Source organism: Methylobacterium persicinum, assembly GCF_022179525.1.
Taxonomy (GTDB): Bacteria; Pseudomonadota; Alphaproteobacteria; order Rhizobiales; family Beijerinckiaceae; genus Methylobacterium; species Methylobacterium persicinum.
This window is the reverse complement of the sequence record NZ_BPQX01000018.1, coordinates 15,034-28,353: the sequence shown is the minus strand read 5'-3', so window position 1 is coordinate 28,353 and position 13,320 is coordinate 15,034. Positions and strand designations below refer to the sequence as shown.

Genomic DNA, 13,320 nt, shown 5'->3' with positions numbered 1-13,320 from the left:
GCTCTTACCCTCTCCCCGGAGCCCCGGCCAGGGTCTCGGCCCGGTCCTGGCTGGGCCCGTCGCGGTGAATCACCCGGCCGCTCTCGGCGACGATGACGGGACGCTGGCCGGCGAAGCTCACTTCCAGCACCAGTTCGGAGGCACCCCGGGACACGGCGCCCCGTTGGGGATTGGCCGCCCGGAAATCGACGATCGCCCGCACGATGCAGGTCGATCCGTCCCGGGTGCACTGCGTGCTGAAGGCCCGCGCCGCATAGCGCCGCTCGGGCCAGCGACGGACGAAGCCGCGCTTCTCGTCGAGGAGGGCCGCCAGCGTCGTCGACCGGCCGTAGAACCGGACGCGGGTGCTGTAGAACCGCGGCGTGGCGCCGACCATGGCTTCGCCCGGCGAGGAAACGGCGGAGAGATACTCCGTCGCCAAAGCCTGGGCCGCCTCCGCCCGGCCTGCCGGTGCGGCGGCCACAGGGACCGGCCCCATGGAGGGGGTGACGGCGGGCGTGTCGGCGAGGCGCGACCGCGGCGGGCTGTGGCGGTGCCGCGGGGAGGCCGCGATGCGCTCGCGGGCGCGCTCCTGCTTCGCAGAGGCGGCGTGGCGCCTATGCGTGACAGCCGCTTCGTACGCCGGGGCCGCGGCGGCCGGAGCGGGCGACGCGAGCCTGGGCGGGGCGACCTTCGGCGCGGCGGCCTCGGGGGCGGCGGCGGGCGTGCCCTCCGCCGGCTTCCCGGTGGCCTTGGGTGGATCGACCCAGGCCCGCGGGTCGGCGACGGCGGGCAGGGCCAGGAGCGGCAGCACGAGCCCGAGGGCCGTGGCGAGATGGCGGGGGTGGAGGGGTGAGGCGCGCATGGGACCAGTCGGACCGCGGCGGAGGACTGAAAGAAGGAGAACGCGCCCGGGTGCCGCGAGGGTTCCGGGCCGAGGACAGGCATCGCAGGTGCCGGCCTTTCGCACCAGCGGCGAATTCCGGGGATGATGGGGTTGAGTTCGCACGTCTGTCGCCCAAGTGCAGAAAAACCACACCGGCGATAGTGGCCCGCGGAAAAGGATACGGAAGCCGATGACGGCTCATCAGACTCGACCGCTCCCCCGCATCTTCCCTCCTGGCCGGTCGGCGATGGCCGCCCGATGAGCGGTCCCGCCCGGCGGGCGCTGCTCAGCTGCAACCCCAAGGCCCGTAACGGCGGCTTTTCCCTCGACGAGGTGCGTACGATCCTCCGTGCCGGCGGGATCGAGCCCGTCGATCCCCCGGGGGAGGCGAAACCCGACGAGGCCATCCGCGCCCTCGCGGGCGAGGTGGATTTCGTGATCCTCGGCGGCGGCGACGGCACGATGAACGCGGCGGCCGAGAGCCTCGTGGAGACAGGCCTGCCCCTGGCCATCCTGCCGCTCGGCACGGCCAACGACCTCGCCCGCTCCCTCGGCCTGCCCCTCGATCCCCTGGCCGCGGCCCGGTTCATCCCGACGGCACAGCTGCAGCCGGTCGATCTCGGCTGGGTCAACGGCCACTACTACTTCAATGTCGCGAGCATCGGCTTCTCGGCGGAACTGGCCGGCGAGCTGACCTCCGAGGCCAAGAAGCGCTGGGGCGTCCTCGGCTACGCGGTGGCCGCCGTGCGGGTGCTGCGCAAGGTGCGCCCCTTCGGCGTCACCCTCGAGTACGACGGCAAGGTCGAGCGGGTGGTGACGATTCAGGTCTCCGTGGGCAACGGCCGCCACTACGGCGGGGGCATGACGGTGGAGCAGGCCGCCTCGGTCGATGACGGCAACCTCGACTTCTACAGCCTGGAGATCGACCATTGGTGGCGGCTGCTCGCCCTGCTGCCGGCCCTCCGCAGGGGCACCCAGGGCAAGGCCGCCGACGTCCGGGCGTTCAAGACGCAGGAGATCCGCCTGTACACCCGCAAGCCCCGCCCGATCAACACGGACGGCGAGCTGACCACCGAGACCCCGGCCCACTTCAAGGTGATGCCGAAGATCCTGCGGATCTACGCCCCGCCCGCCTCCGAGCGGTCCGGAAGCTCCGATCTCGGCGAGATCGGAAGCCGCCTTCTTGGCTCGACCCCACGGAGCTGAAAGCCGTGAACGACCTGATGCAGCTCGCTGCCGACCCTGCGGCCTGGGCGGCCCTCGCCACCCTCGTGGTGATGGAAGTCGTCCTCGGCGTCGACAACCTGATCTTCATCTCGATCCTGACCAACAAGCTGCCCGCAGAGAGACAGGCAAGTGCCCGGCGGATCGGCATCGGCCTCGCCCTGGTGCTGCGGCTGGCCCTCCTCGGGGCGGTCGCCTTCATCGTCCACCTGACGGAGCCGGTCTTCTCCGTGGCCGGACAGGCCTTCTCGTGGCGCGACATCATCCTCGTGGCAGGCGGCCTCTTCCTGCTGTGGAAGGCCACCAAGGAGATCCATCACGCGGTCGATCCCGATCCGGGGGAGACGGGGGCGAAGGGTGGATCGATCGGCTTCGGGGCGGCGATCGGGCAGATCCTGCTCCTCGACCTCGTCTTCTCGATCGATTCGATCATCACCGCGATCGGCATGACGGAGCATGTCCCGATCATGATGATCGCCGTCATCGCCGCCGTCACGGTCATGCTGATCGCCGCCGATCCGCTCTCGGCTTTCATCGCCCGGAATCCCACCGTGGTGATGCTGGCCCTGGGCTTCCTCATCATGATCGGCATGACGCTGATCGCCGAGGGTTTCGGGGCCCATGTCCCGAAGGGCTACATCTACACGGCGATGGCCTTCTCGGCCGCCGTCGAGGGCCTCAACATGATGGCCCGGCGCCGACGCCGGGCCGCGCGAAGCATCTAGCCAGCCCCTGCCACACCGCCGGGCCCTCGCCCGGCGGAGCAAGGGCGCCTCGCTAGACCGCCACGGCCCGGAGGGCAGGAGCCTGGGGCGAGGCGTGGCCGTACAGGCCCCGGTGCTTGGTATCGGGGACGAGCCGGTCCGTGAGGCCGATCACCGTTTCGGCGGCCCCGAGCATCAGGGCACCGCCCGGGATAAGGCTGTTTGCGAAACGGCCGAGGATCTCCGACTTCGTCGGCGCGTCGAAGTAGATCAGTACATTCCGGCAGAAGATCACGTCGAACGAGCCGAGGCCTTCGAACCCGTGCAGCAGGTTGAACTGCCGGAACTCGACCATCGAACGCAGGGACGCCGAGATCTGCCACTGTTCGCCGATCTGGGTGAAGTACTTCAGCAGCCACTGCACCGGGAGCCCGCGCTGAACCTCGAACTGGCTGTAAAGGCCAAGCTTGGCCCGCTCGATCACCTCGCTTGAGATATCCGTCGCCACGAGGTCGACCTGCCAGCCGGAGAGGCGGGGCGCCGCCTCCTGAAGCAGCATGGCGATGGAATAGGGCTCCTGGCCGGTCGAGGCGGCCGCGCACCAGATCCTGAGCCGGCGCCGGGCGGCGTTGCGGGCCAGGGCCTCCGGCAGCACCACGTCCCGGAACAGGTCGAAGGGGAGGCGGTCGCGGAAGAAGAAGGTTTCGTTGGTGGTCATCGCCTCGACGACGGCCCGCTCGATCGCGCCGTCATGGGTGATCTTGAGGCTGCCGATCAGATCGCGAAGGGTCGCGAAGTTGAAGCGCCGGCAGACCGGTGCGAGGCGGCTCTCCACGAGGTACCGCTTCTCGGAGCTGAGCGCGAGGCCGGACCGCTGCTTGAGGTACGCCCGGAGGTACTCGAAATCGAACTCCGTCATGCCGGTTGGCCTGTGAGCATGGCGCGGAGCGCCGGGCCGATCTCCGGCAGGGGCAGGACGGCTTCGGCGAGGCCGGCGCGGGCGACGCTGCCGGGCATGCCCCACACCGTGCTCGTGGCCTCGTCCTGGGCGATAACCGGGCCGCCCGCCTCCACCAGGGCGCGGGCGCCGTTGGTGCCGTCGGAACCCATGCCGGTCAGGATCACCGTGGCGGTGGCCGCGCCGAAGATGACCGCCGCGTCCCGGAACAGCACGTCCACCGCCGGGCGGCAGAAGTTCACGGGGGGACCGTCGGTGAGCTTGATGACCGGACCGCCGGCTGCGGCGGCGAGGCCCATGTGGCGCCCGCCGGGGGCGACGTAGATCCGGCCCGGCTCCAGGCGCTCGTCGGCCTTGCCCTCGGCGGCCAGGAGGCCGACCCGGGCGGAAAGGTGCTCGGCGAACACGGCGGTGAAGACCGGCGGCATGTGCTGGACGATCAGGGTCGGCACCCGGCGTAGCGCCGCCGCACCGATGCCCGCCAGGGCTTCGCCCACCGCCCGCGGGCCGCCGGTCGAAGAGCCGACCAGCAGGACGCGGGGCAGGCTCGTGACCCGTGCCTTCGGCCGCAGGGTGATCCGCGCCGCCGGCTTCGGCGCCGCGACGGGGGCGACCCCCACCGACGGTGCCTGGACCGGCGCAGTCCCCCGGCGGCCCCGGGCGCGGGCTGCCCCGAAGACACGCACCCGCTCGATGAGGTCGGTCCGGAAGGAATCAGAGGTGGTGACGCCGCGGTTGCTCTCGGGCTTGGCGATGTAGTCCACCGCGCCGAGGGCGAGGCAGCGCAGGGAGATGTCGGCGTTGCGGGTCGTGAGCGTCGACATCATCACGACCTGCAGGGTCGGGCTCGCCGCGAGCATGCGCGGCAGCGCCTCCGTGCCGTCGAGTTCCGGCATGTCGATGTCGAGGAGAACCACGTCCGGGTCGTGCCGGGACATCATCTCCAGGGCGATCCGGCCATTCGAGGCCGTTCCGACGAGCTGGAAGCCGGCTTCCGTGATCCAGCGGGCGACGAGGCCGCGCACCACCGCCGAATCGTCGGCGATCAGGACCCTGACGGGAGCGCTGGGGGGCGAGGCGGGCATGCGCGGCGCCGTGGCCGCAGGACTGGAAACCATGACCTTCTCGTCTCCCCCGTTCCGACGCCGCCCGGCGCTAGGCCGTTGCCCCTCACACGACGCAACAGGGAATCGGCCACCCCGCCCGTCCCGGGTTTGGCCCGGCGCGAATGGCCAACACTACCTGCGATTGTTTAATAAAAGTCTGTATTCGTCCTGATAGAAAGCCCGACCTGTTCGAGCTTCGCCGTCAAGATATCGCGATCGAAGGGTTTCATGATGTATTCGTCCGCACCACCCCGCAAGGCCCGGGCGATGGCACCGACGTCGTTTTCCGTAGTGCAGAACACCACCTTGGGCCGCTTGCCGGCCTCGGTCTGTCGCAATTCCTGCAGGAACGCGTAACCATCCCTGTTTGGCATGTTCCAATCGAGCAGGATCAGATCCGGCATCGATTCGGCGCAGATCGCGAGGGCACTGTCTCCATCCTCCGCCTCGACGACCGCGTAGCCGAAATCCTCGATGATCCGGCGGGCGACCTTTCGGATCACCGCCGAATCGTCGACAACGAGGCAGGTCATCTCGCGCTGGCTCATCGTCGGTCCCTTACGCCGCCTCGGCGCCGCGGGCGCCGCGGGCATCCTTCGAGCCGAAGTTGAGGAGCGCATCCACGTCGAGGACGACGAGGAGCCGCCCCTCGAGGCGGTGCACGCAGATGGTCAGGTCCCGCCAGCGGGAATCGAGGTTGATCGGCACGCTTTCCCGGGTGTCGCCGCCGAGCTTGAGGACCTCGCCGACGCCGTCCACGATCAGGGCGAAGGTCTCGCCGCCCTGCTCCAGGCCGATGGCCATGCCCCGGTCGTTCACACCGGCGTCGTCCCGGGCCTCGGAGGGCGCCATGCCGAGCCGGCGGCGCAGGCACAGGGCCGTCACGACACGCCCGCGCAGGTTGAGGAGGCCCACGATCTCCCGGGGGGCCAGGGGAACCGGCGTGACGCCCGATGGCACGAACACGTCGTGGACCCGTTCGATCGCGAGCCCGAACAGGACTCCGTCGACGTGGACCGTGACGAAGTCCTCGGTGGGACCGGTCTCGGCGCCGTTGGCGTTGGCAGCCTTCATCTCACGTACTCCGGGAAACGCTCAAACAGTGAAGGACTGACGGGCTCAGGCCGCCCGGGACAGGGCGTCCTCGGCGGACGCATCGATCTCGCCCAGGGCCGCCACGAGGCCGCTCCGGTCGAACTTGGCGACGAGGTCGGTGATGGCGAGCGCACGGGCCCGCTCCACCGCCTCGGCTCCCACCGAGCCGGTGAGGCCGATCACCGGCATCCCGGCGAAGCGGCCACCCTCGCCGCGCATCGCCGCCACAAGGTCGAACCCGGTGCGGCCGGGCATCTCGATGTCGGTGACGACCACGGAGATGCGCTGGTCGGCGTGGAGGGTCGCCAGGGCCTCGTCGGCCCCGGCCGCGGTGACGACCTGGAAGCCGGCCGCCTTGAGGACCGGGCTGAGCATGTCGCGGAAGAAGGCGGAGTCGTCCACCAGCAGCAGGGTCGAGACGTCCTTCTGGGACTTGCGCGGGCCCCGCGCCCAGTCGTCGTAGGCCATCGGCAGGAAGTGGGCGATATTGATGATGTCGGTCGCCCGGCCCCGCAGCACCGCCGAGCCGATGAGGTCCGAGCGTTCGGCGGCGATCTCGATGTCGAGGCGCTCCTCGACGATGTCCACGATCTCGTCCACCACGAGGCCCATGGCCCGCTCGCCGTCGGAGAAGACCACGAGCGCCTGACGGCCCTCGGTGCGGATGGCGATGCCGTCGTCGGCCGGGACCAGGGGCATGAGGCGGCCCCGGTACTGGATAAGCGGTCGCCCGCCAGGCCACTCCACCTTCTCGCACTCGATCTCTTCGAGCCGGGTGACGAGGGACAGCGGCACCGCCTTGAAGCCGCCGCCGCCGCCCTTGAACACCAGCAGCGTGGTGGTCGCCTCGGTCATTTCCGCCTCGGCGGCGTCGGTCTCGGCCTGCCCGGCGCTCGCCTGGGTGCCCTGCGCCACCTGGTTGGCGACGCCGTTGGGATCGACGATCAGTACCACGGCGCCGTCGCCGAGGATGGTGTTGCCGGCGAAGAGCGGGATGTGGCGCAGCTTCGCCGACATCGGCTTCACGACGATTTCCTCGGTGTGGAAGACCTCGTCCACGAGGATGCCGAAGCGCTGGCGGCCGACCTGCGCGACCACCACGAAGCCCGTGGCCTCGGCCACGGTGTCCGCCCCGAGCAGGCCGGAGAGGGACACGATCGGCAGCAGCCGTTCGCGGAGGCGCAGCACCGGCGAGCCGTTGATGTGCTCCACCGGCTGGGCGTTGGCGCCGACCCGGACGAGTTCCAGCACCGCCACCTGCGGCAGGGCGAACCGGTTCTCGCCGGCCCTGACGATCAGGGCCGCGACGATGGCCAGGGTGAGCGGGATCTTGATGGTGAAGACGGTGCCGCGCCCGGCCTGGGTCGCGATGTCGATGACGCCGCCGATCGTCTCGATGTTGGTCTTGACCACGTCCATGCCGACGCCGCGGCCCGAGACCGAGGTCACCGCCGCCGCCGTGGAGAAGCCGGCATGGAAGATGAACTTGGCCGCCTGCGCGTCGGTCATGCGATCGACGTCGGCCTGGCTGGCGAGACCGCGCTCCACCGCCTTGCGGCGGATGGCGGCGAGGTCGAGCCCCTTGCCGTCGTCGGCGATCTCGATGGTGATCGTGCCGCCCTCGTGGAACGCCGAGAGGCGGATGGTCCCGCGGGCGGGCTTGCCGGCGGCGACGCGCTGGGCGGTCGATTCCAGGCCGTGGTCGGCCGAGTTGCGGACCATGTGGGTCAGCGGGTCCTTGATGACCTCCAGCACCTGCCGGTCCAGCTCGGTCTCCGCCCCCAGCATCACGAGTTCGATCTGCTTGCCGAGTTCGGCGGACAGGTCGCGCACCACCCGCGGCAGCTTCTGCCATGCGTTGCCGATGGGCTGCATGCGCGTCTTCATCACGCCTTCCTGCAACTCGGCAGTGACGTGCGACAGGCGCTGCAGCGGAACCTTGTAGGCGGAATCCTCGTGCCGCCGGGCGATCTCGAGGAGCTGGTTGCGGGTCAGCACCAGTTCCGAGACCATGGTCATCAGGTGTTCAAGGGTGTCGACGTTCACACGGATCGTCTGCACCTTGTTCGACGGGCTCGCTTCGCCTTCCGTCGCCGGATGAGGCGTCTCCGCCTTGGGCGCTTCGGCCTTCGGGGTTTCGGCCCGGACAGGCTCGGCCGCGACCGGAGCCGCCTTGGCGGGCTCGGGCTTCGGGGCAGGCGCGGGCGCCTCGAGGGGGGCGAAGGCCATCTCGTCGGGGCCGGGGGCGGCCAGGAACGCCGCCTCCAGATCGTCCAGGGTCACTTCGCCGGGCTTCAGTTCGCGCGATACCGGCTCCGGCAGGACGATCTCCGGCGGGGCGGGCGGCGCCACGGGCTCGGGGGCCGCCGCGGCGACAGGCTCGCCGCCGACTTCGGCCATGTGCTCCAGGGCCTCGATCAGGTCGGAATCGGAGCCGGTCGGCTCGGAGCCCGTGGCGTCAAGATCGGCGAGGATCGCCTTGAGGCGGTCGAGGGTGGCGAGGATCAGCGTGACGCTCGCCGAGGAGACCGGCATGCCGTCGCGGAACCGGCCCATCAAGGTTTCGGCGGCGTGGGCCAGGGCCTCCAGCCGGGGCAGGCCCAGGAACCCGCAGGTGCCCTTGATGGTGTGCACCAGCCGGAAGATGTTTCGTAGAATCGTTTCGTTGTTCGGGTCCTGCTCGAACCGCACGAGTTCCGTGTCGACCGTGTCGAGATGCTCTGCGCTCTCGGTCAGAAACTCACGAAGCAGGTCGTCCATCGCCGGTACTCGTCACGTGCGAAACGTCTCGCACCGGCGATCATGGCGATCGGGCGTTATCGAAGAGTTGCCGCTTGCGGGTTTCGCGGAAGTATTTTGAGCCAATCAGACGGCTTCGCTGCCGGAATTCCCAGCATCGGGCGTCTTATCCAGTGTCACGGCCGAAGGTTCCGCGGTCACCGTCACCTCGTCGCCCTCGATTGCGAACCGGACATCCATCTGCGTCGCCCGGGCGACGAGGCCAGCGTAGTAGGGCAGGATGCCGTGGGCATCGACGGTGCCGCTTTCCGGCTCGCCCGCGATGAGTTCCACCACGTGGGGGGGAATGCGGGCATGGGAGCCCTTGGCCTTCAGGACGAAGGTCGGCGCCTCGCCTTCGCCGGTGACGGTCACGTCGATCAGGCCGCCGCGGGGGATCGCGGAGGTCGCGACCATCACGAGGTTGAGGAGCAGCTTCACCTTGTTCTTCGGGAACAGGGCCTGCGGCGCGCGCCATTCGAGCTTGGTCTTCTCGTCGGCGAACATGCCCTTGGCCACGCCCTCGGCGTCGGCGAGGTCGATCGACGCGCCGGCCGAACCCGCGGCCCCGAAGGCGAGACGGGCGAACTTCAGGCGGGCCGAAGCCTGCCGCGCGCTCTTGCCGATCAGCTCGAGGGCGAATTCGCGCATCGATTCGTCCTGATCGTCCTCCAGCACCTCCAGGCCGTTCACGATCGCGCCGACCGGGCTGATCACGTCGTGGCAGACGCGGGAGCACAGCAGGGCGGCCAGGTCCAGGCCATCGAGGGTGAGGATGGGCATCGGAAGCTCCGGGGCGGTTCGCGTCGGCGGCGCAGGATGTGTCGCGCCCGCTTCCTGACCGCGTCGGCGGGCGCAAAGCGGTGCGCGTGGATAGACGGCGCACGGACCTTTGCAAAGCGTTAACCCGGATCGCGGAGGCCGCGGGCAGGATGACGTCTGGCCCGTCTTTGCACCCCTGCGGGCCCGGACGGGGGCCATGACGGGGCGCGCAAAGCTACGGAATCGACAACCGCGCCCGGGTCGGGCATGCAGGGCGGGGGAGGATCGCGGCGTCATGACGGATGCGGCGACGATGACGGAAGCCGAAGCCGGGCGGATCGCAGCGACGCTCGCGGACATCGCCTGCGCGGCCGGCGAGGTGCTGCGGCGCTGGCATGGCGCGTCCTGCCCCCATGTGGTGAAGGCCGACGGCTCCCCCTCCAGCGCGGCCGACCTCGATGCCGAGGCGCTGATCCTCAAAGCCCTGACGCTGCGCTTCCCGGGTATCCCGATCGTCGCGGAAGAGAGCAGCCGCGACCTCCCGGCGGGCGACCTGTTCTTCCTCGTCGATCCCCTGGACGGGACACGGGACTTCCTGGCGGGGACGCCGCATTATTCCGTCAACATCGCCCTGGTCGCGGAGGGACGTCCCATCGCGGCGGCCCTGGCCGCGCCGGGCCTCGACCGGGTGTGGCTGTCCGCGGGCGACGCCTTCGAGGCGCCGGTGATCGGGGGGCGGCCGGGGCCGGCGCGGCCGGTGCACGCGCGCAAGGCGCCGGAGGCGGGCCTCGTCGCCCTCGGCAGCCGCCGCCACGGCGACACCGAGACGACAGCCTGCCTCGCCGCCCTTCCCGTGCTGGAAGTTCGCACCTCCGGTTCGGCGATCAAGTTCGGCCTCCTCGCCTCCGGCGAAGCGGACATCTACATCCGTTGCGGAGCGACCATGGAATGGGACACGGCGGCGGGCGATGCGATCCTGACCGCGGCGGGCGGATGCGTCGTCGTGCCCGGCGGCGGCCCGATCCGCTATGGGCGGGTCGGCGACGGGTTTCGCAACGGGCCCTTCGCGGCCATCGGCGATCCGGCCCTGGCGCCGGGGATCGTCCTGAAGCCGGGCGACTCCTGCCACGCGCCGGTCAGGGCTCCCCGCTCCTAGGCGCAGGCGCGGCAGGCTTCGCCCCGGCGAACTCGTCCGGATCGTCCAGCAGGCGGCCCAGGGTCGGCCAGATCTCCTCGGCCTTCCGGGCCAGCGCCGGATCGGCGAGGAAGCGTGCGCGGCGCGCCGCGTCCCGGAACAGGTAGAGCCTCCCTTCGACGAGTGCGAAGACCTTGGGGTCGGCGTCGGCGAGGCGCCCGTCGAGGACCGCCTCGGCGTCGAAGCCCCCGAGCCGGGGCGCATAGACGCCGGGATCCCGCCGGAACACCGCCAGGTTGGCCTCGGTGGCGAAGCGAAAGACCCGTCCGTCCCAGTCCGCCTCGAACCGCGGCGAGCCCGGTCGCGGGCCCTCCGGCAGGAAGTAGCTCACGGGATCGTTGCCGCTGAGGGCGATCGGCACGATCCGGGTCGGGCTCGGATCGCCCCTTGCCGCCGGAGTGTCGAACGCCACCAGGGCGAGGAGGACCGGGAGGGCCGCCCCGATCCACCGTCCGACCGTGCGCCTGCGCGCGGATGCCTCGTCGCGGTCACGGCCCGTTAACCTCATCTTGCGGTTTTGGTCCAATGTTGCTCCCACTCCGGCTTCGTGCGGAGCCGGCCTCGCGCTCCGTCCGGGCCGGTTGCCGCATATCCGGTCCGGCGGCGCAAGGGGTCGCCGCGGCCGGATGGCAGGGGGTTGCAACCAGCGAGGGCGCGGCGTCGCCCGTCGGCGGAGGAAGCATATGACGGCACCCTTCACTCCCGGCCTCCCGAGGCGGCAGATCCTGCGGGCCGGCCTCGGTCTCGCGGTCGCGGGTCCTGTCCTGACGGCCGTCGGGCCGGCGCTGGCGGACCGGCTGCCCCCGAACGCCAATCCGGAGACCTTCCGCCCCGAGGAACTGGTCGAATCCGGCCATCGCTTCTTCGGCACCGTTTCCCGCGGGCTCGCCCTCACCGTCGAGGAGGCGGGCCGCCGGTGGGGCGAGCCCAACGGCTACATCCTCGGCCAGGAGGGCTCCGGCGCCTTCGTCGCAGGCCTGCGCTACGGCGAGGGCGTGCTCTACACCCGCAATTCCGGCCAGCAGAAGGTCTACTGGCAGGGCCCCTCCCTGGGCTTCGACGTGGGCGGCGACGGCGCACGGACCATGATGCTTGTCTACAACCTGCCGGCGACGCGAGCGCTGTTCCGCCGCTTCGGCGGGATCGACGGTTCGGCCTATTTCGTCGGCGGCTTCGGGATGACGGCGATGACCGACGGCGGCATCGTTGTGGTGCCGATCCGCAGCGGCGTTGGCGCACGGCTCGGCGTCAACGTGGGGTACCTCAAATTCACCCACCAGGCGACGTGGAACCCGTTCTGACACACCGGGCCGCAGATCCGTCCCGCTCTGTCCTCGATGGGCTTAGCCTCGCTTGAGAGTTGCGCTAGAAGCCCAATGTGAAGCAGGGCCGGATGGGCCGGCCCGGGACGCGAGCGGTTCGTCTTGATCGAAACGGCGATGATCTTCGCGCTGGGCTTCCTGGCTGCGAGCCTTCTCGGCCTCCTGGTGCTGCCAGCCGTGAATGCCCGCGCCGCGCGCCTCGCCCGCCGCCGGGCCGAAGCCCGGCTGCCCCTCTCCCCCGGCGAGATTGCGGCGGAGCGCGATTTCCTGCGCGCCCAACTCGCGATCCGGGAGCGGCGGCTTGAACGGACGGTGGAGGTGGTGAAGGCCCAGCGCCACGCCGACTTGGTGGCCATCGGCGCCGGGACGATGAAGGCCGCAAGCTTGAGCCGCGACATCGAAGCGCGCGACGCGCAACTCGCGCAGGTGCGCCGCGAGAACGGCGACCTGGAAACGGCCCTCGCCCGGTCCCGCGACGAGGGGACTGTAAGCCTCGCCACCCTCCACGCCCTGGAGGACGCCCATGCCGACCTGCTCGACAGCCTGATCGCCCTCCGGCGGGGTACCTCAACCGCCGCGGCCGGAACAGAGCCCGCCCTTGCCGCCGACCTTGCCGCCGAGCGCGATGCCCTCCGCGCGAGCCTGCTGGCCGCGGAGCAGGCCCTGGCTGCGGCGCCGGGCCGCGACGAGACCGTCGAGCGGGAGAATGCCGATCTGCGCAAGCGCATCGCCGAAGTTGCCGACGCCCTGGTCGGACAGGCCCGGCTGCCCCGGGCCGGCGCCTTCGCGGTGCCCGAGCAGGAACCTGAGCGTGTCTGACAGCCGCCCCGCGGGCCAGGGGGCGGATGCATCGGGGCTCGTTTGCTGATTTCGCGCGGTCGCCATGTTTCGACCACGCGGAGGCATCATCGCAGCGCCGCACGAATTCGAAGTAGAGCCATACGGAAAGCGTACTCATGCGCCTCAAGCACATCGTCACCGCCGCCGCCGCGGCGCTCGCCCTGACGCTCCCGGCCGCCGCCCAGCAGTCGAAGCGAGGCAACGAGACGCTCAAGAAGTACTGCACCGGGGATTATCTCTCCTATTGCGGCAACCTCGCCCCCGACGATCCGGCGACCGACGCCTGCATGCAGCGGAACTGGAAGCAGCTGTCGGAGAATTGCCGCCGGGCGATCGACGCCTACGAGGCCCAGCAGGGCCAGAGCGGCTCCAAGCGTGAAGGCGCCTCCGGCAGCCGGGACAAGCGCGGCTGAGTCGCGGGCGCGCCGTGCCCCAAGCGGGGCGGCGCGTGTTGCGGACATGCGCTCGCCC

At 70.6% G+C, this 13,320-nt stretch carries 14 protein-coding genes; 6 read left to right on the top strand and 8 right to left on the bottom strand.

Annotated elements, in window-relative coordinates; genetic code table 11:
- Window positions 1-4: 4 nt before the first annotated feature.
- Window positions 5-844: a hypothetical protein gene (locus tag MFF22_RS07550; RefSeq protein WP_238248346.1), complete on the bottom strand. Its 840-nt coding sequence runs from the start codon at window positions 842-844 to the stop codon at window positions 5-7.
- A 279-nt stretch (window positions 845-1,123) separates the two neighbouring features.
- Here MFF22_RS07550 and MFF22_RS07545 point away from each other — a divergent pair, with 279 nt between their 5' ends.
- Both MFF22_RS07545 and MFF22_RS07540 read left to right on the top strand, forming a co-directional pair.
- Window positions 1,124-2,071 (top strand): lipid kinase, encoded by a 948-nt coding sequence (locus tag MFF22_RS07545; protein ID WP_238248345.1) that lies wholly within the window; start codon window positions 1,124-1,126, stop codon window positions 2,069-2,071.
- Window positions 2,072-2,076: 5 nt separating this feature from the next.
- Entirely contained in the window at window positions 2,077-2,814 is a 738-nt protein-coding gene (locus tag MFF22_RS07540; RefSeq protein WP_238248344.1) for a TerC family protein, read from the top strand.
- 52 nt (window positions 2,815-2,866) lie between these two features.
- Here MFF22_RS07540 and MFF22_RS07535 read toward each other — a convergent pair whose 3' ends face one another.
- The 6 genes from MFF22_RS07535 to chpT form a co-directional block, all read right to left on the bottom strand.
- Window positions 2,867-3,712, bottom strand: coding sequence for a CheR family methyltransferase (locus MFF22_RS07535; RefSeq protein WP_238248343.1), 846 nt, complete (start codon window positions 3,710-3,712; stop codon window positions 2,867-2,869).
- The gene (cheB, locus tag MFF22_RS07530; protein ID WP_238248342.1) at window positions 3,709-4,869 is read right to left on the bottom strand and encodes a chemotaxis-specific protein-glutamate methyltransferase CheB; all 1,161 of its coding nucleotides are present in this window, start codon (window positions 4,867-4,869) and stop codon (window positions 3,709-3,711) included. The genes MFF22_RS07535 and cheB overlap by 4 nt, the downstream gene beginning before the upstream one ends.
- A 134-nt stretch (window positions 4,870-5,003) precedes the next feature.
- The gene (locus MFF22_RS07525; protein ID WP_238248341.1) at window positions 5,004-5,405 is read right to left on the bottom strand and encodes a response regulator; all 402 of its coding nucleotides are present in this window, start codon (window positions 5,403-5,405) and stop codon (window positions 5,004-5,006) included.
- Window positions 5,406-5,415: 10 nt separating this feature from the next.
- Window positions 5,416-5,931, bottom strand: coding sequence for a chemotaxis protein CheW (locus MFF22_RS07520; RefSeq protein WP_238248340.1), 516 nt, complete (start codon window positions 5,929-5,931; stop codon window positions 5,416-5,418).
- A 45-nt stretch (window positions 5,932-5,976) separates the two neighbouring features.
- Window positions 5,977-8,712: a hybrid sensor histidine kinase/response regulator gene (locus tag MFF22_RS07515; RefSeq protein ID WP_238248339.1), complete on the bottom strand. Its 2,736-nt coding sequence runs from the start codon at window positions 8,710-8,712 to the stop codon at window positions 5,977-5,979.
- 105 nt (window positions 8,713-8,817) lie between these two features.
- On the bottom strand, window positions 8,818-9,513 hold the full coding sequence (gene chpT, locus MFF22_RS07510) for a histidine phosphotransferase ChpT (RefSeq protein WP_238248338.1): 696 nt from the start codon (window positions 9,511-9,513) through the stop codon (window positions 8,818-8,820).
- Between the two features lie 274 nt (window positions 9,514-9,787).
- Between chpT and MFF22_RS07505 the strand changes: the two genes are divergently transcribed.
- Complete coding sequence (locus tag MFF22_RS07505) at window positions 9,788-10,648, top strand: 3'(2'),5'-bisphosphate nucleotidase CysQ family protein (RefSeq protein ID WP_238248337.1); 861 nt, start codon at window positions 9,788-9,790, stop codon at window positions 10,646-10,648.
- Here the strand turns inward: MFF22_RS07505 and MFF22_RS07500 are convergent.
- Window positions 10,629-11,195, bottom strand: coding sequence for a YHS domain-containing (seleno)protein (locus MFF22_RS07500; protein WP_238248336.1), 567 nt, complete (start codon window positions 11,193-11,195; stop codon window positions 10,629-10,631). The two genes, MFF22_RS07505 and MFF22_RS07500, sit on opposite strands and share 20 nt — an antisense overlap.
- A gap of 175 nt (window positions 11,196-11,370) precedes the next feature.
- Here MFF22_RS07500 and MFF22_RS07495 point away from each other — a divergent pair, with 175 nt between their 5' ends.
- From MFF22_RS07495 to MFF22_RS07485, 3 genes are all read left to right on the top strand, one after another.
- Window positions 11,371-11,988, top strand: coding sequence for a DUF1134 domain-containing protein (locus tag MFF22_RS07495; RefSeq protein ID WP_238248335.1), 618 nt, complete (start codon window positions 11,371-11,373; stop codon window positions 11,986-11,988).
- 138 nt (window positions 11,989-12,126) lie between these two features.
- Window positions 12,127-12,828, top strand: a complete 702-nt coding sequence (locus MFF22_RS07490; protein ID WP_238248334.1) for a hypothetical protein — start codon at window positions 12,127-12,129, stop codon at window positions 12,826-12,828.
- 137 nt (window positions 12,829-12,965) lie between these two features.
- Complete coding sequence (locus tag MFF22_RS07485; protein ID WP_238248333.1) at window positions 12,966-13,262, top strand: 3',5'-cyclic-nucleotide phosphodiesterase; 297 nt, start codon at window positions 12,966-12,968, stop codon at window positions 13,260-13,262.
- Window positions 13,263-13,320 lie beyond the last annotated feature (58 nt).

Excerpts from the sequence above, each read along its gene's own strand:
- MFF22_RS07550 (WP_238248346.1), bottom strand. The coding sequence starts at position 844 with ATGCGCGCCTCACCCCTCCACCCCCGCCATCTCGCCACGGCCCTCGGG.
- MFF22_RS07545 (WP_238248345.1), top strand. The coding sequence starts at position 1,124 with ATGAGCGGTCCCGCCCGGCGGGCGCTGCTCAGCTGCAACCCCAAGGCC.
- MFF22_RS07535 (WP_238248343.1), bottom strand. The coding sequence starts at position 3,712 with ATGACGGAGTTCGATTTCGAGTACCTCCGGGCGTACCTCAAGCAGCGG.
- cheB (WP_238248342.1), bottom strand. The coding sequence starts at position 4,869 with ATGGTTTCCAGTCCTGCGGCCACGGCGCCGCGCATGCCCGCCTCGCCC.
- MFF22_RS07525 (WP_238248341.1), bottom strand. The coding sequence starts at position 5,405 with ATGAGCCAGCGCGAGATGACCTGCCTCGTTGTCGACGATTCGGCGGTG.
- MFF22_RS07520 (WP_238248340.1), bottom strand. The coding sequence starts at position 5,931 with ATGAAGGCTGCCAACGCCAACGGCGCCGAGACCGGTCCCACCGAGGAC.
- MFF22_RS07515 (WP_238248339.1), bottom strand. The coding sequence starts at position 8,712 with ATGGACGACCTGCTTCGTGAGTTTCTGACCGAGAGCGCAGAGCATCTC.
- chpT (WP_238248338.1), bottom strand. The coding sequence starts at position 9,513 with ATGCCCATCCTCACCCTCGATGGCCTGGACCTGGCCGCCCTGCTGTGC.
- MFF22_RS07505 (WP_238248337.1), top strand. The coding sequence starts at position 9,788 with ATGACGGATGCGGCGACGATGACGGAAGCCGAAGCCGGGCGGATCGCA.
- MFF22_RS07500 (WP_238248336.1), bottom strand. The coding sequence starts at position 11,195 with ATGAGGTTAACGGGCCGTGACCGCGACGAGGCATCCGCGCGCAGGCGC.
- MFF22_RS07495 (WP_238248335.1), top strand. The coding sequence starts at position 11,371 with ATGACGGCACCCTTCACTCCCGGCCTCCCGAGGCGGCAGATCCTGCGG.
- MFF22_RS07490 (WP_238248334.1), top strand. The coding sequence starts at position 12,127 with ATGATCTTCGCGCTGGGCTTCCTGGCTGCGAGCCTTCTCGGCCTCCTG.
- MFF22_RS07485 (WP_238248333.1), top strand. The coding sequence starts at position 12,966 with ATGCGCCTCAAGCACATCGTCACCGCCGCCGCCGCGGCGCTCGCCCTG.